The organism is Pseudoalteromonas sp. T1lg24 (genome assembly GCF_002964745.1).
Lineage (GTDB): Bacteria > Pseudomonadota > Gammaproteobacteria > Enterobacterales > Alteromonadaceae > Pseudoalteromonas > Pseudoalteromonas spongiae.
Genome location: NZ_PQCB01000004.1, coordinates 326,650 through 352,740 on the forward strand (window position 1 = coordinate 326,650; position 26,091 = coordinate 352,740).

The following is a 26,091-nucleotide window of genomic DNA, read 5'->3' on the forward strand; positions in this document are numbered from 1 at the left end:
GGATCAGTGATCTCTAGCAATTATATATTCTGCAATCGCTTTGAGTCGACCTGTATCGGCATCTATTTCAGACAAAGCGTTAATTGCTTGGTTCACAAGATTTCGCGCTTTATCTTTCGCGCCTTCAATGCCCAGTAAAGCAGGGTAGGTTGCTTTGTTGGCTTCGATGTCTGACCCTTGTGGTTTACCTAAAGTGTGCGTATCACCTTCAACATCAAGAATGTCGTCTTGAACTTGGAATGCAAGGCCAATTGCTTCAGCATAGCGTGCTAGTGCCGCAATTTCTAATTCGTTGGCATTACCGGCAAGAGCGCCCATCTTAATTGCCGATTTAAGCAGTGCACCGGTTTTTAATTTATGTACTTGCTCAAGTTGAGTTAGGGTAATTACCGAATCGGTTGCCGCAATATCAAGTGCTTGTCCGCCGCACATACCTAATAATCCAGACGCATTTGCTAACGTGTTTACGATTTTTAGCTGGTTGTTAACAGTAGTGCCATTGAATTGTGATTCAGTAATGGTTTCAAATGCTAAACACTGTAATGCATCGCCCACTAAAATAGCAGTCGCTTCATCGTAGGCAATATGGCATGTTGGTCTGCCGCGGCGCAGTTCATCATCATCCATCGCTGGCAGGTCATCGTGCACTAACGAATAGCTATGAATACACTCAATTGCGCATGCAATTCGGTCTAGGTCGGCGTTGTCGGCGTTAAATAATTCACCTGTTAGGTAAACCAAAATCGGTCGTAAACGTTTTCCACCATTTAATAAACTGTAGCGACATGCGGCTACGAGTTTTTCATCCGTGTGATGTGACGCTGGGGTCAGCGCACTCAAATTTTCTTCAATGCGCGGCAAATACGCAGAGATTATAGAGTCGACAGAATTCAATTGAACGCCTATTGGTTAAAATCCACAAGTTGGGCATTGTCATTTTGCCCATCAAGATTTGCACTTTTTGTTGTGCTTGCTCAAGCTTTTGTGATGAAGCTGAGGCGAGGGCAATACCACGCTCAAATTGCTTTAACGCTGTTTCGAGAGGCAAATCACCGTGTTCCATTTCAGTTACAATTGTTGAAAGTTCTGAAATGGCTTCTTCGAAGCTTAAATTTTCAGGCTTTTTGCTCGCCATAAGTTACCTGCCACGCAAAGTAAAAAAGAATTGGCTAATTTTATGGTTATTGCCGCGCTAATTCAATTTAACTTGCTAAATATCCTAACGAATGTGCTTTAACGCTTTGTTTTACTCCTATTTGAGCTAAATTAATTTGTTAAAGGTTGGGTTAGAGCGCATAAATTTGTCATAAATGCAGCTAAACTTTATTACTATCAGTATCTAGCAGTATTAAGGTGATTCTGTCTGGGGCTGATATCATGTCAGTGTTTTTATTGAAAGCTAAGTTGATGTATGCAAAATAAATTACTAATACTTTGCTAGCGCTTGCCGATAAATAAAAGTAAATTATTATAATAGTTACGGTATCTTGTCTTCACGCAAGCATATTGAGCCTCAAATTTAAAACCCAAACTTGGTTTATAAGTATTACAACTGGGAGTCAAAGTGGATTTAGCAACGGTTATAGGCATTGTCGGTGCAATCGGTTTCATTGTGATGGCAATGGTCATGGGTGGTGATATTGGCATGTTTGTCGATGTGCCCTCAGTACTCATTGTATTTTGTGGTTCATTATTTGTTGTACTCTCTAACTACACTATGGGGCAATTTTTTGGCATAGGTAAAGTCGCTGGTAAGGCCTTTATGTTTAAAATTGAAGCGCCAGAAGAACTTATCGAAAAATCAGTAGAGCTGGCAGACGCTGCCCGTAAAGGCGGCTTTTTAGCACTAGAAGAAGCTGATATTCCTAACCCTTTTATGCGTAAAGGCATTGATATGTTAGTGGATGGTCATGACGCTGATGTAGTGCGTGCCACATTGCAAAAAGATATTAGTTTAACCACAACTCGTCATGAGGCTGGTGCTGGATTATTTAAAGCATTGGGTGATGTTGCGCCTGCGATGGGCATGATTGGTACCTTGATTGGTCTGGTAGCCATGTTATCGAACATGGATGACCCAAAAGCTATCGGTCCAGCAATGGCGGTTGCCTTACTTACAACACTTTATGGTGCATTCCTTGCGAACGTAATCGCCATTCCAATTCAAGCTAAATTAGAAAACCGCAAAGACGAAGAGCAACTCAATCAGCGCTTAATTTTAGACGCTATTTTAGGTATTCAAGATGGCCAAAATCCAAAAGTGATCGAAGGTATTTTGAAAAACTATTTAGCAGAGTCTAAACGCCAAGTGGATACTGAGGGGTAGACGATGTCGGACGAAGCAGAAGAGTGTAAATGCCCGCCCCCCGGATTACCGGCGTGGATGGGCACCTTTGCTGATTTAATGTCGCTATTAATGTGCTTCTTTGTATTGTTATTAGCTTTCTCAGAAATGGATGTACTGAAGTTTAAGCAGATTGCAGGCTCGATGAAGTTTGCATTTGGTGTACAAAATAAGATTGAAGTTAAAGACATTCCCAAAGGTACTAGCGTTATTGCGATGGAGTTTCGTCCAGGTAAGCCCGACCCAACGCCGATAGAAACAATTCAGCAGCAAACCGTTGAGATGACTCAGCAAATGCTTGAATTTCAAGCCGGTGAAGAAGACAGTGCAGGCGGCAGACAAGAGCAACGCGGTAATCGCCGAGGTGGCGAATCGGCAAGTACCTCTAAACAAACCGCCAGCGAAGCGCAGCAAGAAAAAACCAACGAGCTACTTAAAAAAATCGCGCAGCAGCTGGAACAACAAATTATTGATGGCGCAATTGAATTAGAATCGCTCGGTCAGCAAATTGTGATCCGTATTCGGGAAAATGGCTCATTTCCGTCGGGTAGTGCATTTTTACAGCCACAGTTTAAGCCGATTATTCAAGAAATAGCGGCATTACTAAATGATGTGCCCGGCGAAATTACGGTATCGGGTCATACCGATGATTTTCAAGTAAGCAACGAGCTTTACACTAATAATTGGGATCTTTCTGCTAAGCGAGCCGTTGCGGTAGCTACGGAAATGCAAAAAGTACCGTCGTTTGACAAAGGTCGCATGGTGGTAATTGGTCGAGCAGATACTAGGCCGTTAGAGCCGAATGTTGATGAAGAGTCGCGTCGCCGTAACCGCCGGGTTGAAATATCGATTATGCAAGGTAAAGCAAAAGAATCGACACCAATTGATTTACAGTCAAATTAGACCACAAAGACCAACGTTTTCAATAAAAAACCCCGCAGCTGCGGGGTTTTTTTATGGTTATTTTTTATTAGAAGCGATACGTGATTGAGCCACCAAATGTGCGTGGGTCAACAACCGCGGCATAACCGTCAGGGAAACGACGACCTGCTGGTTCGTAAACCGTAACCGCTTCTTCGTCAGCTAAGTTATTGATAAACGCATTGATGATCCAGTTTTCAAGCTCGTAGTTAAGCGAGACACGCGCTACCGTGTAATCGCCTGCGATGCGCTCTTCTGTATTTGATATTTCACCGTAATAATCATCAACAAATGACACGGATGCTTTGGCCGATAAGGCATCGGTAAACCAATAACTTGCGCCTAAGTTGGCTGTAATGCCCGGTGCCGAACTGAGTTCGTTGCCATTAATGCTTTCGTATTGTGGGCTATCATCTTTTATTTCTGAGTTCATTATGCCAAGACCTGCGTTTAAGCGAAGATCTTGCGTTACCATCGCGCTGATTTCGGCTTCTAAACCGTATGTAACGACCGAGTCGATATTTGCAATACGGCGCTTTAAATTAGTTGCTTGATAATCTGAATAGTCATTGTAGAAAAGGTTAGCGCTTACGTTAATATTGCCATTATTTAGGCTAGAGCGAATTCCTGTTTCAAAGGTATTAACCGATTCAGAATCATAATAATAGTATTCACCCGCAAACCAATCGAGTGCGCCGCCTGCTGAGTTATAGCCTTTACGCGCGCTCACTGTTGCTGTTGTCGTATCTGAAATGGCATATTGCAGTACCAGTTTTGGCAGAGTAATGGTGTTGTCTTGGTCAAGTACCGATAGCTCATTCTCAAAATAATCGCGATACTGTGATTCTTTTTCCACACGACCGCCTGCAATCAGGGTAAAGTCATCAGCAAAAACATAACTTACTTCACCATAAATGGCTTTTGAGTCACTTTCATCATGGCCATGATAAATTGAGCCGCCAACACTCTCATAATCTTGTTCACGCTCAAAATAGGCTAAACCAACAAAACCATAAAGCGCATCATTGTTTAAACCAAAGCGCATCTTGCCATCGATAGTAAGGTTTTGTTCTTCGGTTGTTAGTGTTTGCTGGCGCGTAATGTCTGGGTCATAACTATCAAAGCCCCATTGATAATCCATGCCCGCAATTAATAGATCAAATGCAATATTGTTTGATGCTTTATAGTCAAACTTAGCGCTTACCGTTGTGCTGTCTGTATCCATGTAACGTTGACCTGTAGGAATATAATCCCAAGGATTAGCAGCTTTAAAATATTTACGGCCGGTATCGCCTTTTTCACGGTTATCTGAAATGGTTAACAATGCCGAAAAATCTTCTAATGCTGATGGTTCCCACAGTAATTTTGCTTTTAGTCGTGTTGTTTTTAATTCATCTAAGTCAAATGTTGGATTGTGGCTTTCATAAATTACACTGTTATCGTACGATTCACCGCTCAGTAACTGGCCTGTAAAACGAAACGCAAGTTGGTCGTCGATTAATGGACCAGAAGCCATAACTGACGTATCGATATATTGATCTTGGTTGCGATAGCCAACACGTGCTGCGCCTTCCCAATCGTAGCTAGGATCTTTGGTTTTAATGTAAATTAAGCCGCCTAAGCTGTTACGGCCATTACTGGTAGATTGCGGACCACGAAATACTTCAATTTGTTCAACGTCCCAAATACCACTATCACCCGTTAAATCAGCCATAAAGGGTTCGGCAACGCCGTCAATTAATGTTGAAACGCGCGCACGAGCCCCGCCGGTTACGCCATTAAAGCCACTTGCTGAGCCGTTACCAGATACACCTCGAATGTCAGGCACTGCACCAGTTAATGTAACCACATTTGGAATTTCAGATACCGCCTGACTGACCGTAATGTTTTGTATTGAACGCAGCGTTTCTTCGGTGATAACAGACACACTCGATGCAGTGTCTTTTAAGGTGCGGTCGGCTTTTTCACCAATCACAATAATTTTTTCGATTGATTCTAATTCTTGCTCATCTTCTGCAATGGTGAAACCGGAATACAAACTTGCTGAAATAACTAACGTAAGGGTACTAAGTTTAAAACTAGCAATTGACTTTGCTGTAGGCATTTGTGGGATTTCCTTTGTAAGATATTAATAGTATTATGAATGCGGATTGAATTCTAAATGCAAATAATTATCATATCAATTTAAATTTATTTAATTTTTAAACTAGTTTAACGGGGCGTTTAATGAGTTATTTTATTGTATTGCCTGCAACAATCATGTTGTTTGCAGTTGGCTTGTTGTATTTATCAAATAAACATCAGTTGCTACGTGTTAAACCGCTTACAAAAAAATTGCGCCCAATCGCCTATCTTATGTTGCTACTTGCTTTTGTGCTAATGGCAGCTAAATACGCTGTTAGTGCCTCGATATTTATCGGTCTGATGGTGACTATGCTGTGTGTGATTGTTTTGCCATTGATGGCGCTATTTTTAAAGGGGAATAAAACGTGAGTGAACAACTAAGTCGGCAGCAAAATAAGATTCAGCCTGACTGGTGGTCAAAAACACTGGCGGGCGTGGTATTGGGGCTTTTCTTAAGTTATGGGCTGGTAGCACTTTTTGCATGGTTTGGCCCTGATAATCTGACAACAAGCTTATCAAACGAGCGCGCATTGTGGCGTGTGCAATTTAATATGTGGTTAATTACGCCAATTTGGTTGTGTGTTATTGCCTTTGTGTACTTATTTAAAAGTGGCAAAGTCGCTTGGCTTAAACTAGGCCTAGCGAATGTGTTTGTTTATAGCGTTTGGGTATTACTAAGGAGTACGCTATGAAAGTAAGAAGTGATATTTTAAGGGTTTATCAAAACGTTCATACATGGACGGGCATTATTGCAGGGCTGTTTTTATTTATTGGCTTTTTTGCTGGCAGCATTACCATGTTTCGAATGGCCATTGATGATTGGGCCACGCCACCAAGTGTAAAGCTTGAACAAGTTGAGTTTTCAAAAATTGAATCGGCACTGCCAAAGCTTTTAGCGCAGCACGAGCAAGCACAAAAAGAACTCACCATACGTTTTGATGAGGCCTATTCGCCATTTCAATGGTATAGCCAAGGTCAAGGCCGCGGTTTACGGCTTGATGACAAAGTGGTTAATGCCAGTGTTGACCAAAATGGCGAGATAATCACACAAGATGCCAATGTAAATGAGCTTTCGGCACTGGTTGATATGCTGCATAGAACAGGCGGTATTTTAGGCGATGTAGCGGGGCACCATATCCTCGGTGAGTTTATAATGGGATTCGCTGCGTTTTTATATTTTGTTGCCTTAGTGTCTGGGGTGATTTTTTTACTGCCTACATTAACTAAAAGCTTTTTCGCACTGCGCACAAAAAAAGGGGCGAGCCGCTTTTGGCTTGACACCCATAATTTAGTAGGCATCGCGAGTTTACCTTTTCATATCATTATTGCATTCACTGTGGTGGTGTTTGCGTTTCACGATTTTTTGTATGCAGGGCTTTCAAAAGTATATGGCGATAAGCCAATGTTTCCATCTGATCCGCCAAGCAAGGTTGAATATTCCTTGGCTGAATTACCGACTTTATCAGATTACATAAATAAGGCTAAGGAATATGCCCCCGGTTATTCTGTGAGTGAAATTCGTTTGTCGAGTTTAAGCGGTACACGCGCCAATGCGGCTATTTCTTTGGTTAATGAAAACCAAGTTATGCGAGGACCAAATAACGATTTTATTTTTATGCACCCGTATACACTTGAAATACAAACCAGCAGTGTCGCAAACGGCGACCAAGGTGTGTGGGGCAGCGCCGTAAGTACGTTCTTTGCTCTGCACTTTGGCAGCTATGGTGGCAATTTTGGACGCTGGCTTTACTTTATTATGGGCTTAGCGGGTGCGTTGTTGTTTTACACAGGCAACTTGTTATGGCTTGAAAAACGTCGCCAAAAGCAAGGTGTGCAAACAAAGTCGGTTCGCTTTATGGCAAACCTAACTATTGGTGTTTGTTTGGGGTCATTACTTGGTGTAATAAGCTGTTTTGCGGCCACCAAATGGTTAAGCATTGGCAGTATTAACATTAATGCGGCGTATATATGGATTTACTACAGCTGCTTTATTGGTGCGCTGTGTTTAAGTTTTTACAAAGGCGCAACGAGCGCCGCAATGGTATTAATTAAATTGAGCATTGTTGCGTGCCTATGGGTGCCGCTAACGTCGATTATTGCATTAGTGATCCCCACAATTGGTTTATGGCCAGCAACTGGATTGTCGCAAATAACGCTCGAAGTATGTGCATTAATAACGGCATTTGTTTACTTTAAAGCATATCAACGCCTCGAAAAACGCGCTTACTTTGGTGGCAAAGAGAGTATTTGGTCACTCGATAAATCAAAGCTACTACACGTTGAAGGTGCTGCAAGTATCGCAAAGTAAACAGTTATTTGCATGGAGACTGAATAAATAGGTGTTTGTTTTATAGGCAAACACTCCTTTGTCATAACATGAAATAATTTTTCATGAAAAAGTACTTGTGTTTTTTAGTAATTTCAGTAATTTGAAAGATGCCTTTTGGCAAAACAACTACAAGGAGATAATTATGAAAACAGTAGATAAATTTTCTTATATGCCAGGTACCGGTGGCACTGGTGGTGGCACTGATGATGAAAATAAAAAATAGCATTCGTTAATGCCTATTAAAGAGCTGCTTATTGTATTAGGCAGCTATCATACTTCCCTAGTTATTATTGCATTTATTCTTCTTGTGGCTTTAAAGCAAAAACAAGGAGCTATTTTTGCTGGCACCACAGCACTCTTTTTTCTATTCGCTAATTTTTACTTTCCGTATTTAATTGAATGGGATTCTGAAAACCTTTATCGCTATTTTATTTGGTTGCTTCATGATTTAGCATGGATGGGCTGCATTGCTTATTTAGGTTTAAAAGATAAAGTCTCCTGGCGTCAATCAGTACTTGGTCAACTTTTTTGTATTCCAATTATCTGCTTAAATGCATTTCGTGCAATGGATATGGGCTTTAACAGCTTTAACTTCTCTCTGGCACCCTATCAATTTATATACCCTGTGTTTGAAACAGCCATTGTTGCACTTTGCTGGATGCCAATTTTTGTTTATTTAAAAAACAAATTCTTTGTAAAATCGCAACCTGCATAATTCTTTATTAGCATTTACTTCATAATACGATATAGTTAACTGTAATTATATACAGTTATTTATTTTGATTTGAAACTCTATATCGCAGAAAAGCCATCTTTAGGGCGAGCTATCGCCGATGCCTTGCCAAAACCGCATAAAAAAATGGATGGCCATATTATTGTGGGCAATGGCGATGTAGTTTCTTGGTGTATAGGCCATTTGCTCGAACTTGCCGAGCCTGATGAATACCATGAGCGCTATAAAAAATGGAACTTGGGCGACTTACCTATAGCGCCCGACACATGGCAATTAAAAGCGAAAGCTAAAACCCGCAAACAACTCACCTTGCTAAAAAAACTCATAAAACAAGCCAGCCAGCTTGTGCATGCGGGCGACCCTGACCGAGAAGGGCAATTGCTGGTGGATGAAGTCATTAGTGAAGCGAAAGTATCAAAAACAAAACTTGATAGTACCGAACGCTTACTGATTAGCGACCTAAACTTAAATGCCGTTAAAAAGGCGCTTGCTAATTTAAAATCAAATCGCGATTTTATACCGCTGTCTGTCTCTGCGTTAGCGCGCTCGCGTGCTGATTGGTTAATTGGCATGAATTTAACCCGTGCTTATACCATTAAAGGTAAACAAGGCGGCTATACCGGAGTACTCTCGGTTGGCCGGGTGCAAACGCCTATTTTAGGGTTAGTTGTACGTCGCGATTTAGAAATCGAAAACTTTATCAGTCGCCCATTTTTTGAAGTACTCGCTGAGAATATCACAGAACAAGGCGAGCAATTTCAAGCTAAATGGCTACCGAGCGAGGCGTGCTTGCCATATCAGGATGAAGATGGTCGTGTGTTGCATAAGGGCCTTTGTGAAAACGTGATTAGTCGCATTACGGGGCTGCAAGGGCAGGTGTTATCTGTTGAAGAAAAAACCAAAAAGCAAGCGCCGCCGTTACCTTATAACTTATCGGCACTACAGATTGATGCGGCAAAGCTATTTAAAATGCCAGCTAAAAAAGTGTTGGATATTTGCCAAAGTTTGTATGAGAAACACAAGCTGATTACGTACCCACGTTCCGATAATCGCTATTTACCAAATGAACACTTTTTTGAAGCAGCACAAGTGCTTAGTGCTATAGAAAATAACAAAGGGCAAGCGAGTGAGTTAATTGCTAACGCCGATACGTCACGCAAGCATAAATGCTGGAATGATAAAAAAGTGGAGGCGCACCACGCTATTATTCCTACTAGTAAAAAGCTTAAAAGCGCGAGTTTAGGCTTTGAAGAAGAAAAAATTTACGGCCTTATTTGCCGCCAATATTTAGCACTGTTTTACCCAGATTATATTTATCACGACACAACCGTGTTGGTAGAAATTGCCGGCGGTAAGTTTAAAGCGACAGCAAAGCGCGAAAGCCAACTAGGCTTTAAAGTGCTGATGGGTAAAAGCGAATTAAAAGACGAAGCAACGCTACCCGCGCTTTCAAAAGGACAATTATTTACCTGCCAACAAGGGCGCTTAGTTGAAAAACAAACTGAGCCGCCACAGCATTTTAATGATGCCAGTTTATTAAGTGCCATGACCGGAATTGCGCGCTACGTGGATGATGCTGAAATTAAAAAAATTCTGCGCGACACCGACGGCTTAGGCACCGAGGCCACCCGTGCGGGCATTATTGAATTACTATTTAAACGCGGTTTTTTACAGCGCCAAGGTAAACACATATTAGCCACCGAAACCGGCAAAGCCTTAATCAATGTATTACCTGAAAAACTAACAAAGCCCGATATGACCGCGCTTTGGGAGTCGCAGCTGACTCATATTGCTGAAAAGCACGGTAGTTACAGCAGCTTTATGACGCCATTACTCAATGAGCTACAAGGTCATATTGCGTTGGCTAGCAAAACACCCGTCACTGGTTTTAGTAATTTACCCCCGCCCAAACAAAAGCCGTTTAAGCGCCGCTATAAACGCAAAGCAAAAACAACCTGTTAAGTAAAAAACCACATCCCAATTTTGGGATGTGGTTTTTTAAATGTCATCCCAAAATTGGGATGTGATAGAAGTCTAAAAATTTCGATTTGATAGTAACATGCTGTTATTATTAGTTTTTATTGTTTGGCACGCTCTTTGATATAAGTCTATTACCAATGCAAACATGATTAGGCATTTAAAATGGACATTATCAAAACTAAAAAAACACCGTTTTACAAAAAGAAAGCTGCAGTATTTTCTGTGGCAGCAGCGCTTTTCGCAGGTGCCGTCTATGGTGTTGCGCAAGTGGATTTTGCAAGCGCAACGGTTAAGCGTTCTAACTTACTAACAGCAGAAGTTAAAGCGGGCGAATTTACAATTAAAGTATCGGGCCATGGTGTATTAGCACCGCGCGATGTGCGCTGGGTAGCCAGTAATGTTGAAGGTAAAGTCGAAAAAATTCTTATGAAGCCAGGGGCTGCAGTTAATCAAGGTGACTTAATTGTTGAGCTTGCTAACCCTGAACTAAAGCAAAAAGTGGAAGAACTACAGTGGGAACGCACAGCGCTTGAAGCTGAGCTAGCTGCACTAAAAGTAAGCCAACAAACCAAATTACTGGATATGCAAGCAAGCTTGCTACAAACCAAAATGGCCTACGATAAAGCCAATATACGTTTGCAAGCAGAAGAGCAGTTAATTCAAAAAGGCAACGCAACAGTTTCTCGTCTTGATTACGAAAGCTCAAAATTGACTGTGTCACAACTAAAAGAAACACTTGCGATTGATAAGCGCCGTGAAATGCAACTTGGCGAAAACTTAAAAGCAAACCTTACCGCGCAGCAAGCGCGTTTGGAAAAACTCAACAAAACCATTGAGCGTGCCGAATTTCAACTTGCATCACTAAAAGTAGTGGCGCCGGTTTCAGGTATTTTACAAGCAATGCCGCTTGAATTAGGTCAGCGAGTATCACTTGGTAGTAATGTTGCAAAATTTGCTAAGCAAGATGATTTAATTGCTGAATTAAAAATCCCAGAGCTTAAAGCGTCCGATATCGCGCTTGGCCAAAGTGTAGCCATTGATACCCGCTTTAACACCATTATGGGCACAGTGAAACGCATCGACCCTGCAGTTGTAGAAGGTACAGTACAAGTGGATGTTGAGCTTGAAACACCATTACCACAAGAAGCGCGTCCCGATCTTTCTGTTGATGGCGACATCATAGTTGCTAAAAAAAGTAACACCTTATTTGTACGTCGCCCAGCATTTTCGCAAGCTGAGCGCACCCTAAGTGCTTTTAAACTGGTTGAAAACGGCCGTTACGCTGAAAAAGTAGCGGTGACCTACGGTAAAGCATCAAGTACTGAAATTGAAATTGTAACTGGATTAGCTGTGGGTGATCAGGTGGTCATCTCTGAGCAAAGCGAATTTTCACGTCATGCACGTGTTGCGCTTAACTAATCCAAAGCCACATTAATAACGAATTTTGAAGGAATAATCATATGAATACATTAATTAAACTAACAAACCTTAAAAAAGTATTTGCTACTGACGAAGTTGAAACTCATGCACTAAGCGAGATTAATTTAGATATAAAACAAGGCGAGTACGTATCAATTTCAGGTCCTTCAGGTTGTGGTAAATCAACCTTGCTATCTATTTTAGGCTTACTCGATACCTGCTCGGGAGGCAGCTTTGAATTAAATGGTCATCAGGTCGCTGGACTTGATCACAAACAGCGCGCGTATATTCGTAATAAAGAAATCGGTTTTGTATTTCAATCGTTTAACCTGATTAGTGATTTAACGGTAGAAGAAAACGTTACTTTGCCACTGACTTACCGTAAAGACTTAACTAAAGCCGAGCGTAAGCAAATGGCAATGGCAGCGCTAGAAAGAGTTGATATGAGCCACAGAGCAAAGCATTACCCAGCGCAACTTTCAGGTGGTCAGCAGCAACGTGTTGCTGTAGCGCGTGCCATTGTTGGCAACCCTTCAATTATTCTAGCGGATGAACCAACCGGTAACCTTGATTCTAAAAATGCTGAGTTAGTGATGGCGTTATTGGACAAGTTACATGCAGAGGGCACCACTATTTGTATGGTTACTCACGACCCCCGTGGTGCAAAACGTGCTGAGCGCATTGTTGAAGTATTTGATGGCCGTATTGTTGGCGATACGCAAGCGCAAGTTGCAGTAGCATAAGGAGAAATGCCATGTTAGACGATATTTTATATGCTGTGCGTGGAATGCTTAAAAACCCACGTTTTGCAGCGTTAACGACCTTTGTTATGACCATTGGTTTAAGCTTATGTATTTATATGTTCAGCTTTATTTTCAATACCCTAAGCGGCACTATTCCACTTGAAGATGGCGAGCGTTTACGCAAAGTTACGACTGTAGTAAACGGTGTAGCGTACGATGGTACGTCGGTACGTTACCAAGAGTACCTTGATATTGTTAATCAACAAACCAGCTTTGAGTTTTTAGATGCTTACGATACGTACACAGTAACCGTTTCAACAAGCGACCGCGCTATTCGCTATTCATCACACTTTGTCAGTGAAGAGTTCTTTAAAGTGTCGGAAGCAAAACCAGCGCTTGGTCGTTTATTAACAAAAGCAGATTCTACCAGCAATGAGCGTGTAGTAGTGTTAGGTGATTTTGTATGGCGTGAAATGTTTGCGTCTGACCCAACAATTGTCGGTCAAAAAATACGTATCGATGGCAAAAACCATACAGTAGTAGGGGTTACAGCGCCTGGTTATCGCTTTCCAGATTTTGCACAAATGTATATGCCGTTTAAAGTTGAAAGCCAAGGTATTGCGCGAGAAGATTCTAATTACGTAGCGGTTTACGGTGTACTAAAAGAAGGTGTGTCAGAGCAGCAGGCAAATCGCGAAATGGAGACCATTTTTGCGGAATTTGCACGCCAGTATCCAGAGCTAAACTCAACAAAAATTGGTTTTGTTTGGACTTTCCAACTGGAAAAAATTGGTAAAGGCGGTGATGCGCTGGTACTTGCTATGGCGTTAGCGGTGTTGTTTATTTTAATCTTAGCGTGTGTAAACGTAGGTAACTTGTTGTTATCTCGCGCGATTGAACGCAATAAAGAAAGTGCCATTCGTACAGCGTTGGGTGCGCCACGTTCGGTACTTATTCGCCAATTAATGTGTGAGAGCTTAATTATTAGTGTGCTGTCTGGCTGCTTAGCAGTTTTAATTGCAGGCTACGGGTTAGATTTAACGTTTGACTACTTTTTAAATTCGCTGCCAATTGAGCCTCCGTTTTGGTGGCAAGCAGGGCTTACGCAAGCAAGCTTAATTATTACTGTGGTAACGGTATTAAGCACCATACTAATTACAGGTGGCTTACCTGCATGGCGCGCAACTAAAACCGATATCAACGCAGTGCTGCGTGATGGCACACGTGGCGCGCAAAGCAAAACGGCAGGTCTACTTAGCAAGGTAATTGTTGGTTTAGAAGTAACTTTATCGTGCGCGCTAATTATGCTTTCAGCAGCGATGCTTAACTTAGTAAGCAAGATGAATGATGCTGATTATGGTGTTGCAATTGATAACCGCGTTGCGGCACGTATTGCACTGCCAAGTGAACGCTACGGAAAAGAAAACATTGAAAGAGCAAAACAGTATTATCGTTCACTTGAAGAAAAGCTAACTGCAAACCCAGCAATTGAAAGTGTTACGTTTAGTCAGTCGTTACCGCACACATGGGGCATTTTCCAAAATATCTCGGTTGAGGGTGTCGATTACGGCAAAAACCCAAGTTACCCAGGTTCTAATGTGAACATTGTTACGAATAACTACTTTTCAGCAATGGAGATGACATTGTTGGAAGGGCGCTTATTCAATAACACTGATTCAGCAGGAACCAGTCTAAATGCAGTTGTTACTAAAAACTTTGCTGAAAAACAGTTAGCGGGTGAAAACCCAATTGGCAAGCGTATTAAATTAATGGAAATGGATAATGCCGTAGTGACTATTGTTGGCGTTACTAACAATGTCATATTCGGCCAACCATTTGATCATAATAGTGATAAAGCATCGATGTTTTTGGCTTACGAGCAATTCCCTCGCTTACATATGAAAGCGGTAATTAAAAATGCGCCTACAGCAACTGCAATGCATAATCCTGTAAGCTTATTAACTAAAGCTGCGGTTGAGTTAGATGCCGATGTTGCACCTTACAGCATCACTGACATTCAAGCGGGTATCGACAGTCGTTTATCGGGTATGAACTTTATTGCAAATATTTTTATCTTATTCGCTATCTCGTCAATGGTAATTGCATTTAGTGGTATTTACGGTGTTATGGCTAACTCGATTGTGCAAAAAACACAAGAAATCGGTGTTCGCCGAGCGCTTGGCGCAGATAACAGCAATGTGTATAACCATTACCTAATGCAAGCGACAAAACAGCTAGTGGCAGGGTTAATTTTAGGTATTCCTGCGGGTGTGCTGTTAGTAAAAATGCTAGAGCAAGGCAGTATGGCCGAGGGCTCACTGCTTGTTTATATTGGTGTACCAGTATTAATCAGCTTAGTAATTATCCTTGCGGTTGTGCTACCAGTTCGTAACGCACTTAATATGGAACCATCAAGTGCACTTAGGCACGAATAGATAAAACTTAAAAAGCCAGTGCTTGCACTGGCTTTTTTCAATCCTAATTATTTATAAGGATTGGTATTATTTATTGATTTAACGAAAGTTAACTTTTACCCTAAAACCACTATCGGGCATTGTGTCTAGTACTCTTATAAGTAAATAAGAATTAACGCAGTAAAGGATAAATTTTGTCTCATATTTTAATTGCTGATGACGATCCCAGTATTGTTGCCGCACTTCGCTTATTTTTAAAAAGCGAAGGGTTTAAAGTCACTACAGCAAGTTCACCAGCAGAAGCTGTTTTTTTTGTAAAACAAAACGACATTGATCTCGCTTTAATCGATTTAAATTATCACGCTGATACTACCTCTGGTCAGGAAGGCATTAATCTTACCGAACAGCTCGCAGCTCTTGATGAAAGCTTGGCAATTGTTTGTATGACTGGATGGGCAAGTGTTGAAATTGCCGTTGAGGTAATGAAAGCCGGAGCGGGTGATTTTGTCGAAAAGCCGTGGGAAAACGAACGCTTATTAACAGTCATCACCAATCAGCTTAAATTGCGCGAGCAAAAACTTCAAAACCAAGTGCTTAACCAAGAAAACCAAAACTTAAAAAACGAACTAGCACAAAGTGAAGGTGAGTTGATTGTTGAATCTGCACCGATGAAAGCCCTGCTTGCACAACTAGCGCAAATTGCCAAAGCTGATATCAATGTGCTGATCACCGGACCAAATGGCACCGGTAAAAGTTTACTTGCGCAGCATATTCATACGTTGAGCAGCCGTAATAACGAACGCTTTGTTTCGGTAAATATGGGCGCAATCAGCGAAAGCTTATTTGAGTCTGAACTATTTGGCCATGTAAAAGGCGCTTTTACCGATGCCAAGGAGAATCGTATTGGCCGCGTTGAACTTGCCGAAAAGGGCACCTTGTTTATGGACGAAATTGGTAATATTCCACTGCCACAGCAAGCAAAGTTACTGCGCTTATTAGAAGAACACCAATTTGAAAAAGTTGGTTCAAGTAAAACTCAAACTGCTAATATTCGCTTAATTTCGGCAACCAATGCCAATTTAGATGCAATGGTAGAAGATGCAACGTTTCGCCAAGATTTACTTTATCGGTTAAACACCTTTGTGGTGCGTTTACCAAGTTTAGCTGAGCGCAAAGACGACATCTTGCCAATGGCAAATAATTTTATTGCTAAAGCGGCCAAACGTTTTAATAAACCAGCGCCAAGTTTATCGCCTGCGGCGTGTGATGCACTAATGGCATACGATTGGCCGGGCAATGTAAGGGAGCTATCTCACACCTTAGAACGCGCGACTTTACTTGCAGTAAGCGAAATCAGTCCTGAGCATCTAATGCTAACACCAAGTGCAGCTCAAACCCCAGAGATTCTTGAGCAAACAACCACTAAGTACCAAGGTACCATGGATGAAATTGAAAAAGCGGTGATTGAACAGCGTTTAATGGAATACCAAGGTAATGCATTGGATACGGCAAAATCACTTGGCTTAAGTCGCAGTGCGTTTTATCGTCGACTCGATAAATTTGGTATTTAATCGTGAAAAACTTTTTCAATCAGTTACAACGTTCGGTGTTGTGGGCAGCGCTTCCGGGCAATTTTATTGCACTGGTGATGATATGGCAGGCAGACCTCAGCATCTATTTGCAAGCGCTGGTAAGTGTGTTACTGATTTTAGTGGTGTTGGTAAATCTTTATTACTTGTTTGATAAATTAAACGAACAGTTCTTGTCGTTAGCAAATTTAGTTGAAGCATTAAATGTGGGGGATTACACCTTGCGTGCTAAGGGCGCTGCTGAGTCATCGGCGCTCGGCGATTTAGTTCAGCAGATTAACCGACTTGCGGATAACTTATCTACCACTCGCTTTGAATACAAAGAAAGCCAGTTGTTATTAGCGAAACTAATTAAACAAATTGGCGTGATTATTTTTGCCTGTGATGAAAATCAAAAAATTACCTTGGCAAACCCTGCGGCAGAGCGCTTTTTTGAAAAATCTGAATCTAAGTTGATTAACCATACACTTGCGGATTTAAACTTGGTTGACCTTATTGATGCGCCAAATAATCAATTAGTGATGGTTGCGAATAAACAAGCATCATCTCGCTTGCATTTATATCGTGATAATTTTAGAGAAGCCGGTAAGCAGCATAACTTATTTATTTTATCGGATTTAGAAACAGTACTGAGCCATCAAGAGCAAAAAGCATGGAAAGATTTAGTGCGTGTGTTGAGTCATGAAATTAATAATTCGCTGTCGCCCATTATTAGCTTAACCGACACGATAAACAAAATATCATCGAGCTTGCCGATTGACGGCGAAGACAAAGAAGATATTCAAGGTGGTTTAACCATTATTGGCGAACGTGCAACACGCTTAAAATCGTTTATTCAAGGTTATCGTCAACTGGCTACTTTGCCTGAGCCTCAGAAAAAACAGCATGATTTAGTGAAAATAATCTCAAGTAGTACAGAGTTACTTGGTTACCCTTGTACTTTACATTTAGCTGACAACTGTATTGTTGAAGTGGATGCCGCTCAATTAGAACAGTGTTTAATTAATTTATTAAAAAATGCCCATGAAGCGGCGCCACAGCAAACAATAGATGTTTCACTTAAGCAAGATAAGCAACAAGTAGTGATTGAAATCAGAGATTTAGGCGCAGGCATTAGTAACCCTGATAACCTTTTTGTACCTTTGTACACCACCAAAAAGCAAGGCACAGGTACTGGCCTTGCGCTGTGTCGCCAAATTGTATCAGCGCATAACGGAGTGATTTCACTTAGCAACCACCCTGAACGTGGTTGCGTTGCAAAAGTGGTGTTGCCTGTTAATTAAAGCGAGCGATTGAATACGGGGTTAAGTCAATTAAGGGTTTAACTCCTTGCACATCACAAGCGATAAGCTCGGCACAAATTGCCGCCAGGGTTAGACCGAGGTGCTGGTGGCCAAAGTTAAAAAATACATTGTTGTGTTTAGGTGCGCGTCCGATCACAGGCAGTGAGTCGGGTAGCGTAGGGCGAAAGCCCATCCACTTTTTATCTTGCTCAGGGTAGTCATCCACTATATTTGGCCAAATAGATTCGCCAAGCTGCTTTAACATATCCGCACGGCGATAAGTTGGTGCTTTTGAAAGGCCTGCAAATTCCACTGTACCTGCCAGGCGAAGCCCTTCTTGCATTGGGGTTAAAATAAACTTTTTCTCAAATGAAACAACCGGCATAGTTGGCATGTTCTCACTACTTACCATGTAATGATAACCGCGCTCTGTATCAAGTGGCACTTTATAACCAAGTTGTTTACACAGCGTTTTGCTGTGAGCACCGGTACACATTACGAGTGCATCAAACACGAGGTCATCGTGGTTGGTATTTATTGTTACAGCTGAATCGGTAGTAAATAGCGATGTGACTTCAACTTGTTTAAAGCTAACGCCTAACGATTTTGCATGCTCAAATAGCGCGAGGTTTAATTGATATGGGCTACAGGTGTGCCCTACATCAGTAAAATATAAAGCATGCGTTATATTTTGATGTAAGCCCGGTTGTAATTCATCAAGCTCATTGCGTTCAAGTAGCGTGACATTAACACCTTCATTTTTATAGTGCTCTAGAGTTGCTAGTGCATTTTTTCGCGAGTCTGACTCAAAGGTGAGTAAGCTGCCATTTAAATGGAATAACCCCTCGCTATTACTTGCTTGGGTAAGCCGCTGCCATGCGTTTATTGCTGCGCAGTTTAGTTTTTTTAACGCTTCTTTGTTTTGCTTGAAAGTGCGCGGACGCATATTTGCTAAAAACCGTATAAACCACGGTAATGCCTTAAATAAATAACTCGGGCTAATACGCAGCGCGCCTTTTGGATCGAGCAGCATTTTTGGCAGTTGCGGCAATAAAGAGGCTTGTGCCAATGGGAATACTTGCTCTGTCGCAAAGTGCCCCGCATTACCTTTTGAACAGCCTTCGCTAATACCTTGTTTATCGAGTAATGTGACTTGGTAACCACATTGTTGCAGCTGAATTGCAGTTGCAATTCCAATTACGCCTGCGCCAATTACAGCGACATTTTGATTAACCGATCGAGAGGTGTTTTCCATTAGATTAAAATATTGCTTTACATTGTATACAATATACATTAACTTAATCGGTATACAATGTACAGTATCACTTTTCGAAGTAAAAACAAATGAAACTAAATTGGCAATATGTGCAGCCGTTTTTCACAACACAATGCAAAAACGCAACGACACACCCAGATATGGTTTTAGCGTACGACGTATAACAATTAGGCTTTCCCCTTAGCCAAGGTGTGCATCAAGGTGCACGCCTATTTCGCATTATAAGAAGTAACAATAGATAGGAGAGCAGCAAGTGAAGAAAGGGACCTATTTTTGTATTGATGCCCATACCTGTGGCAATCCAGTGCGACTGGTAACCTCGGGACACCCTGTGCTTGATGGCAATACCATGGGTGAAAAACGTATGCACTTTATGCGCGAATTTGACTGGATCCGCCAGTCTTTGATGTTTGAGCCTCGTGGTCACGACATGATGTCGGGCGCGTTTTTATATCCCCCATGTTCAGATAATGCCGATGCGTCCATTTTGTTTATTGAAACTTCTGGCTGCTTACCTATGTGCGGACATGGCACTATCGGTACCATTACAGCGGGCTTAGAAGCGGGTCTTATTCAACCCAAAGAGCAGGGTAAATTAATTATTGATGTGCCTGCAGGGCAGATCAATGTTGAATATCAGATGACTAACAACAAAGTTGATTGGGTCAAAATTTATAATGTTGCGGCTTATTTAGCACATCGTGATATTGAAATTGACGTGCCAGAGCTTGGCAAAATCAAACTCGATATCGCTTATGGCGGTAACTTTTATGCCATTGTTGAGCCGCAAGAAAATTTCCCTGGTATTGATAAATGGTCACCTGGGGATATTTTAAAATTCAGTCCATTGGTACGTGAAATTGCGGGTCGTGCAGTGGAATGTATTCACCCAGAAGATAGTAAAGTAACAGGGCTATCGCATGTGTTATGGACCGGCGCACCAAAAACTGAAGGGTCTACCGTCGCCAACGCGGTGTTTTATGGTGATAAGGCGATTGATCGCAGCCCGTGTGGTACAGGTACATCGGCACGTATGGCGCAACTGCATGCGAAAGGCTTATTAAAGCCAGGCGAAAAGTTCGTACATGAAAGCATTATTGGCAGTCAGTTTGTTGGCACTATTGAGTCAGTAACCGAAGTTGGCGGTATTACTGCCATAAAACCATCGATTCAAGGATGGGCAAAAATTACCGGATACAATCAAATACTAGTGGATGATGATGATCCCTATGTTAATGGTTTTCAACTTGTATAAAGGGGAAAGTAAATGTTTACAGGATTAAGTTTTATTAATAACGAATGGACTTCACAAGGTGAAGGTTCATTTAACGCAATTAACGCATTTGACCATACACCGCTTGAGCCTGCATTTAAAAACTGTAGCCTTGATCAGCTAGCACAAGCATGTGATGTGGCAGACGCTGCATTTAAGGTTTATCGTAAAACCACTAAAGCCCAGCGCGCTGCGTTTTTAAATGCGATTGCAGATGAACTAGCAAGCAAAGAAGATGAACTTGTTGCACGTACTCCTCTTGAAACCGGTTTACCTGAAATGCGTATTAAAGGTGAGCTAGGTCGTACTGTTGGTCAGTTACGTTTGTTTGCAGCAAATTTAGAAAAAGACGTTGAGTTTATCGCTGAAGATGCAGCACTACCTGAGCGTCAGCCTCTGCCGCGTCCAACATTAAAAATGGCAAAAATTGCGATTGGTCCGGTAGCGGTATTTGGTGCAAGTAACTTTCCACTTGCGTTCAGCGCGGCAGGTGGTGATACAGCCTCGGCATTAGCGGCAGGGTGTCCTGTCGTTTATAAATCTCACTCAGCACACCCGGGTACCAGCGAAATTGTGGTTAGCGCGATTGAAGCGGCAATTACTAAATGCGATATGCCAAAAGGTGTTTATCAGTTATTACACTCAAAAAGTTATGATGTAAGCCACGAACTGGTTAAAAATCCAAAAATCCAAGCGGTTGGTTTTACTGGCTCGTTTGGTGTAGGTATGGCACTGCAAGGCAGCATTAAACAACGCAAGCAGCAAATTCCATTTTATGGTGAGCTTGGCTCAACAAATCCGCAAGTATTGCTTCCAGGTTTTGTTAAAGGTCAAGAAGATAAACTAGCAGCAACATTTATCGCGTCGCTAAATATGGGCGCAGGTCAATTCTGTACTAACCCTGGTTTGTGGTTAATTGCTGAAGAAGAAGCTGAAAGCTTTAAGCAAGCTGTAGCAAAAGAAGTGGAAGTGTCTGCACCGCAAGCCATGTTAACGCCTGCTATTTTAAAAGCGTATCAATCAGGATGTGAAAACTTCGCAAGCAATGCAACGCTTGTAGCAAGTGGTCAATCTGAAGAGCTTCGTTGTAGCACGCAAGTATTTGCCACTACAGCAACTGAGTTCAGAAACAACAAAGCCTTGCATGAAGAAGTATTTGGCCCAGCAGCGTTAATGGTAACGTATTCATCGAATGATGAATTAGTAGCATTGATTGAAGAACTTGAAGGTCAATTAACAGCAACAATTCATGGTAGCGAAGCATTAGTACAGCAACATGCTGATATTACCGAGTCGCTAAGTTATGTTGTTGGCCGTTTAATATACAACCAAATGCCAACGGGAGTGGAAGTGTGTGATGCGATGATGCACGGCGGTCCATTCCCAAGTTCAACCGATGTGAGAAGTACATCTGTCGGCAGCCAAGCAATAGAACGATTCTTGCGTCCTCTATGTATACAAAATGCATTTTAGGGTCTGTTGATCTTTCAAGTTCGTTTTTGCAGTAGCTTGATTGGGTTTTATGCAAGGAAGAGGCTGCGTGGCATAGTTATTCTATGCGAGTCAGCCGATAACAAAGCAGAAAAGCCAATCAAGCACTGCCGGAAGGTTTTTTTGAGCGCGCTTTTATCATTGTTGCCTACATGGATGTAGGTAAGGGGCGAGAGCAGGACGCGGAAGCTTTGCCCGATATTTGCTTAGGCGACTAGGCTACACATCGAGCGCCGCGATAAAAACACGCTCAGAAAAACAAAAATAGAACAGCAAAGATTAAAGGACCCTAGAGTTCGCATGAAATAATTGTGTGTTCCCGTTCTAAGGTAAAAGGCCAGCTTTGCTGGCCTTTTTTTATAATTTGTATAAACTATTGCCAAGTTTATACAAAATACAAAGAGATAAAATGGGGCTAGCATATAAAACACGTACTGAATTTGTAGTGGATGCAATTCGTGAAAAAATCTTAAAAGGCGAAGTAAAATCCGGTCAACCGTTACGCCAAGCAGCGCTTGCGGAAGAGTTGGATGTAAGCCGTATTCCTGTACGTGAAGCCCTATTACAACTTGAAGCAGAAGGCTTAGTAAAGTTCCAAGCGCACAAAGGCGCGGTAGTAACTGAACTTGATGCCGCACATGTTGATGAGCTTTTTGAATTAAGAGCAATGTTAGAAGCTGATCTCCTTGCTCGCTCTATTCCAAATATGAATGCAACTGACTTTGATCATGCTGAAGAATTATTATCTAAGTTAGATGAAGCGCTTACCCATGAAGACAGTGCTAACTTATGGGCAGATTTGAATACCAGTTTTCATACCTATTTGTATCAAGCAGCTGAGCGCCCACAGACGCTAGAGGTAGTAAATATTTTAAATAAAAACTCTGACCGCTATATTCGTATGCACTTATTACTTGCTGGTGGTATCAAAAAAGCAGGTGGTGAGCATAAGCAGTTAATCGATTATTGCCGTGCCGGTGACACGAGCAATGCCTGTCAGCTACTTAAGCAGCACATTCTTGGTGCAAAAGAAGAAATTAAAGCACTGTTAATTGAAGAGTAAGTGCTAAATGAATATAAAAAACCAGCCTGATGTGGCTGGTTTTTTTGTTTTAATTGCTTAGCTAAAAAAGCCCAGAGAAATTACTTTTTAATTAACGGTAATTGTTTTTCACTCCAAGCGAGGTAGTCACCTTCTAAATGCTTTAATTTAAAGCCTTTCTTTGATAACGCTTCTTCAAATATGCCCGCGCGACGACCTGAGCGACAATACACAACGAGCGTCTGATCTTTTAGCTCTTCTAATACTGACATGTTTTCTTCAATTTGATTATGCGGAATATTAAGTGCGCCTTTTACATGGCCATCGTTAAATTCTTCTTTTGAGCGCACATCTATTATGGTGTAAGTATTAGCCGACATTTGGTTTTCAAGAAGTTGCTGCTGCGTAATAACTGGCGTATTAGCAAAACAAGTAACACTAAATAGTAGTGATGCAACAAATGCGATGTATTTCATAGTAGGTTCCTTTAGTTTTTATTAAATAGATCAACAGCGGCTTGGCTCATAGCCGTTACGCCTGTTTTGATTGTTAGTGGGTAATCTGGCGCAAATTTACTTGAATGAAGCGAGGGTAGCTTAGTGCCATTTTTAATTGCGCTTTCATATTCTGTTGGGTTTACACCACCAAGCCAAAAAATGGTAATAGGTACATTTTCATCGGTGCGACCAAACAGGCCAAAATCTTCACCGGCCATTACTGGTTTCGCTTTTAATGTATTGTCTTCACCAATTGCTTTTTTAATACTGGCGGTAACACGTGTCGCAAGCTCTGGGTTATTATAAGTGGAAGGAATACTTTCCGACTCGTGTACTATTACTTCAGGGTGTTCGTTTTCTGAAAGACCAGCGCTTAGTGCAATCCCTTTAGTAATACGTTTAATCGCCGCAATTTGTTGATTGCGCACGTCGGGGTTATACGAACGTAAAGTAAGCTGTAGTTTCACTTGGTTCGAAATAATATTGTGTTTTGAACCACCATGAATAGAACCGACTGTTATCACGTTTGGCTCGAGTGGCGATACTTCGCGACTTGCGATGGTTTGCAATGCCAGTACAGTTCGTGAGGCAAGTACCACGGGGTCGATAGTCGTGTGTGGGTATGCGCCATGACCACCGCGACCTTTTATAATCACATCAACCGAATCCACATTTGCCAATGCATACCCTGGAGCAATTGCGATTTTACCTGCAGGTGCTGATGCACTTACGTGTAGGCCAACAACATAGTCAGGTTTGGCAAATTTAGAATAAAGGCCTTCTTTTAACATAGCCTTTGCGCCGCCACCAACTTCTTCAGCTGGTTGCGCAACCATCATCAAGGTGCCTTGCCAATCACTTTTGTGTTCAATTAGCTGTTGAGCTGTACCAATAAAACTGGTCATATGAATATCATGACCACAACCATGCATCACACCTACTTTATTACCGCTTTTATCTATCACGGTTACTTTTGAAGCGTAATCTTTATTAGTTTCTTCAATAATAGGTAAGCCATCAGTATCTGCTCGCAGCATAACAGTTGGTCCGTTACCATTTTTATAAATACCAACGACGCCAAAGCCACCAACATTTTCAGTAACACTAAAGCCCAATTGCGTTAACTCTTTGGCAAGTCGCTGAGACGTCGCTTTTTCTTGGTATGACAGTTCAGGGTTTTGATGGAGGTGTTTATACAATTCGTTTAGAGCGTTTTGCTGGTTTGTGTTTGGGGTAAATTGACTGGCAGCAAATGCGCTATTACTTATAAGCAGTGCTGATAGGAATGCATATTTCATTTGTTATTCTCTTTCTAAGCATTGTTTTTTAGTTATATTGCCTCCATATTGAAACTAATTGAAGTTAATAATTAATTTTATATGTCGAATATTATTGAATTAACAGCTGAAAGCTTTCAGCAAGTTATCTCAGAAACAGCACCTGAAACACTTATTGCTCTTTATTTTCATACTCAGCAAGCGCCTGAATGCGCTACTATGACGCCATTGCTTGAAGCAAAAGCAGCGCAATACGCTGAGCACTTACTGTTAGCCAAGTTAAATTGCGATGTTGAACAAGCGTTGGCATCTCAACTTGCACAACAAATTGGTCTTCAGGGCATCCCAGCCATTTTACTTTTAAAAGGCGGCGCACCTGTAGACATGTTGCCAGGTCCGCAAACGCAAGAGATGTTAGATGCTGCATTTGAAAAGCATTTACCTAATGCTGAAGATTTACTTGTTACTCAAGCACAACAATTACTGAGCCAAGGTAATTACTCTGACGCCTATACAAAAGCAAAACAAGCTTATGACATAAATGCGCAAAACAGTAAGGTTAAGCTTATTCTTGCAGATATCTGCTTAAACATACAAAAAGTAGATGATGCTGAGGCGTTGTTGTCGACTATTCCAATGGTTGATCAAGATGCCTACTTTAATAACTTAAAGGCTAAAGTTGAGTTAGCGCAAGAAGCTAAGGATTCGCCAGAGATAAAACAGTTAGAAGCTGAAATTGAAAAAGACGAAACTAACTTTGACGCAAAAGTAAAACTAGCAGTGCAATACGATCAGGTTGGTCGCAAAGAAGAAGCGCTAGAAACCTTGTTTAGTGTACTGCAAAAGGATTTAGCATTTGGTGATGCACGTAAGATGTTTTTAGATGTGATTGCGACATTGCCAGATGGTGATGAGTTAGCAGCGAAATATCGTCGCAAGCTATACAGTATTCTATACTAATACACACCATATAAAGGAGAAGGAGCCAAAAGGCTCCTTTTTTATTTCATATTGTTTTAAAAAATCTGACATATAAATTTGCAATCCTGAAAGATTGATCGATACTTAAATTCCTCTTTTTGAGTTCAAATGCTCAAAATCGTACGTTTAACGTTCGGTTTTGTAGCCTTAATGTTAAATTTAGAATTAAATCGCTATTTTTTACAAAAATCTCAAAAAAGGGGTTGCGCTCAAATCAAATCTCTCTATAATGCGCCTCCACCAACACGGGGAACGACGCAGCATAGCAGCGAATCACGAGTTGGATGAGTCAAGTAAAACTGAGTTTTGAACGTTTTCAAAATAAAAAGAAAATAATCAAAATTAAGTGTTGACAAAAAAATAGGAAAGCGTAAC

General features: G+C 41.4%; 23 protein-coding genes. 17 read left to right on the forward strand and 6 right to left on the reverse strand.

Annotated features, from left to right (window positions below):
* Positions 1-3: 3 nt before the first annotated feature.
* Both ispA and xseB read right to left on the reverse strand, forming a co-directional pair.
* Positions 4-861 carry a (2E,6E)-farnesyl diphosphate synthase gene (gene ispA / locus C2M30_RS02795; RefSeq protein WP_394228700.1) on the reverse strand — a complete coding sequence of 286 codons (858 nt, stop codon included), beginning with the start codon at positions 859-861 and terminating at the stop codon, positions 4-6.
* Positions 848-1,135: an exodeoxyribonuclease VII small subunit gene (gene xseB, locus C2M30_RS02800; protein WP_105170585.1), complete on the reverse strand. Its 288-nt coding sequence runs from the start codon at positions 1,133-1,135 to the stop codon at positions 848-850. The genes ispA and xseB overlap by 14 nt, the downstream gene beginning before the upstream one ends.
* A 429-nt stretch (positions 1,136-1,564) precedes the next feature.
* Here xseB and pomA point away from each other — a divergent pair, with 429 nt between their 5' ends.
* A complete protein-coding gene (pomA, locus tag C2M30_RS02805; RefSeq protein ID WP_010561679.1) occupies positions 1,565-2,326 on the forward strand; it encodes a flagellar motor protein PomA in 762 nt (253 codons plus the stop codon).
* A 3-nt stretch (positions 2,327-2,329) separates the two neighbouring features.
* Positions 2,330-3,247 (forward strand): flagellar motor protein MotB, encoded by a 918-nt coding sequence (locus C2M30_RS02810; RefSeq protein WP_010561678.1) that lies wholly within the window; start codon positions 2,330-2,332, stop codon positions 3,245-3,247.
* A 67-nt stretch (positions 3,248-3,314) separates the two neighbouring features.
* Here the strand turns inward: C2M30_RS02810 and C2M30_RS02815 are convergent, their stop codons facing one another.
* The gene (locus C2M30_RS02815; protein ID WP_105170586.1) at positions 3,315-5,369 is read right to left on the reverse strand and encodes a TonB-dependent receptor; all 2,055 of its coding nucleotides are present in this window, start codon (positions 5,367-5,369) and stop codon (positions 3,315-3,317) included.
* Between the two features lie 122 nt (positions 5,370-5,491).
* Here C2M30_RS02815 and C2M30_RS02820 point away from each other — a divergent pair, with 122 nt between their 5' ends.
* The 11 genes from C2M30_RS02820 (at position 5,492) to C2M30_RS02865 (ending at position 17,879) form a co-directional block, all read left to right on the forward strand.
* Positions 5,492-5,758, forward strand: a complete 267-nt coding sequence (locus C2M30_RS02820) for a hypothetical protein (protein ID WP_105170587.1) — start codon at positions 5,492-5,494, stop codon at positions 5,756-5,758.
* Complete coding sequence (locus C2M30_RS02825) at positions 5,755-6,081, forward strand: hypothetical protein (RefSeq protein ID WP_105170588.1); 327 nt, start codon at positions 5,755-5,757, stop codon at positions 6,079-6,081. The genes C2M30_RS02820 and C2M30_RS02825 overlap by 4 nt, the downstream gene beginning before the upstream one ends.
* A complete protein-coding gene (locus C2M30_RS02830) occupies positions 6,078-7,697 on the forward strand; it encodes a PepSY-associated TM helix domain-containing protein (protein ID WP_105170589.1) in 1,620 nt (539 codons plus the stop codon). Before C2M30_RS02825 ends, C2M30_RS02830 begins: the two co-directional genes overlap by 4 nt.
* A 97-nt stretch (positions 7,698-7,794) precedes the next feature.
* A complete protein-coding gene (locus C2M30_RS21450) occupies positions 7,795-7,941 on the forward strand; it encodes a hypothetical protein (RefSeq protein WP_158683305.1) in 147 nt (48 codons plus the stop codon).
* A gap of 9 nt (positions 7,942-7,950) precedes the next feature.
* Complete coding sequence (locus tag C2M30_RS02835; protein WP_105170590.1) at positions 7,951-8,433, forward strand: hypothetical protein; 483 nt, start codon at positions 7,951-7,953, stop codon at positions 8,431-8,433.
* Positions 8,434-8,502: 69 nt separating this feature from the next.
* The gene (locus C2M30_RS02840) at positions 8,503-10,413 is read left to right on the forward strand and encodes a DNA topoisomerase III (RefSeq protein WP_105170591.1); all 1,911 of its coding nucleotides are present in this window, start codon (positions 8,503-8,505) and stop codon (positions 10,411-10,413) included.
* A 180-nt stretch (positions 10,414-10,593) separates the two neighbouring features.
* Complete coding sequence (locus C2M30_RS02845; RefSeq protein WP_105170592.1) at positions 10,594-11,850, forward strand: efflux RND transporter periplasmic adaptor subunit; 1,257 nt, start codon at positions 10,594-10,596, stop codon at positions 11,848-11,850.
* A 41-nt stretch (positions 11,851-11,891) separates the two neighbouring features.
* Positions 11,892-12,593, forward strand: a complete 702-nt coding sequence (locus C2M30_RS02850) for an ABC transporter ATP-binding protein (RefSeq protein ID WP_010561670.1) — start codon at positions 11,892-11,894, stop codon at positions 12,591-12,593.
* Positions 12,594-12,604: 11 nt separating this feature from the next.
* Positions 12,605-15,028 carry an ABC transporter permease gene (locus tag C2M30_RS02855; protein ID WP_105170593.1) on the forward strand — a complete coding sequence of 808 codons (2,424 nt, stop codon included), beginning with the start codon at positions 12,605-12,607 and terminating at the stop codon, positions 15,026-15,028.
* A gap of 173 nt (positions 15,029-15,201) precedes the next feature.
* Entirely contained in the window at positions 15,202-16,578 is a 1,377-nt protein-coding gene (locus C2M30_RS02860; RefSeq protein ID WP_105170594.1) for a sigma-54-dependent transcriptional regulator, read from the forward strand.
* Between the two features lie 2 nt (positions 16,579-16,580).
* Positions 16,581-17,879: a sensor histidine kinase gene (locus C2M30_RS02865; protein ID WP_105170595.1), complete on the forward strand. Its 1,299-nt coding sequence runs from the start codon at positions 16,581-16,583 to the stop codon at positions 17,877-17,879.
* Here C2M30_RS02865 and C2M30_RS02870 read toward each other — a convergent pair.
* Positions 17,872-19,134: an NAD(P)/FAD-dependent oxidoreductase gene (locus tag C2M30_RS02870; RefSeq protein ID WP_105170596.1), complete on the reverse strand. Its 1,263-nt coding sequence runs from the start codon at positions 19,132-19,134 to the stop codon at positions 17,872-17,874. The genes C2M30_RS02865 and C2M30_RS02870 overlap by 8 nt on opposite strands.
* Positions 19,135-19,408: 274 nt before the next feature.
* Between C2M30_RS02870 and C2M30_RS02875 the strand changes: the two genes are divergently transcribed.
* The 3 genes from C2M30_RS02875 (at position 19,409) to C2M30_RS02885 (ending at position 22,982) form a co-directional block, all read left to right on the forward strand.
* Positions 19,409-20,410 (forward strand): 4-hydroxyproline epimerase, encoded by a 1,002-nt coding sequence (locus C2M30_RS02875; protein ID WP_105170597.1) that lies wholly within the window; start codon positions 19,409-19,411, stop codon positions 20,408-20,410.
* 12 nt (positions 20,411-20,422) lie between these two features.
* Positions 20,423-21,901, forward strand: coding sequence for an aldehyde dehydrogenase (NADP(+)) (locus C2M30_RS02880; protein WP_105170598.1), 1,479 nt, complete (start codon positions 20,423-20,425; stop codon positions 21,899-21,901).
* Between the two features lie 427 nt (positions 21,902-22,328).
* Positions 22,329-22,982 (forward strand): GntR family transcriptional regulator, encoded by a 654-nt coding sequence (locus tag C2M30_RS02885; RefSeq protein WP_040642007.1) that lies wholly within the window; start codon positions 22,329-22,331, stop codon positions 22,980-22,982.
* An 80-nt stretch (positions 22,983-23,062) separates the two neighbouring features.
* On the opposite strand, the gene C2M30_RS02890 is transcribed toward C2M30_RS02885, so the two are convergent.
* Positions 23,063-23,437: a rhodanese-like domain-containing protein gene (locus tag C2M30_RS02890; protein ID WP_105170599.1), complete on the reverse strand. Its 375-nt coding sequence runs from the start codon at positions 23,435-23,437 to the stop codon at positions 23,063-23,065.
* An 11-nt stretch (positions 23,438-23,448) separates the two neighbouring features.
* Positions 23,449-24,756 carry an amidohydrolase gene (locus tag C2M30_RS02895; protein WP_105170600.1) on the reverse strand — a complete coding sequence of 436 codons (1,308 nt, stop codon included), beginning with the start codon at positions 24,754-24,756 and terminating at the stop codon, positions 23,449-23,451.
* An 81-nt stretch (positions 24,757-24,837) separates the two neighbouring features.
* Here C2M30_RS02895 and C2M30_RS02900 point away from each other — a divergent pair, with 81 nt between their 5' ends.
* The gene (locus C2M30_RS02900; RefSeq protein ID WP_105170601.1) at positions 24,838-25,695 is read left to right on the forward strand and encodes a tetratricopeptide repeat protein; all 858 of its coding nucleotides are present in this window, start codon (positions 24,838-24,840) and stop codon (positions 25,693-25,695) included.
* Positions 25,696-26,091 lie beyond the last annotated feature (396 nt).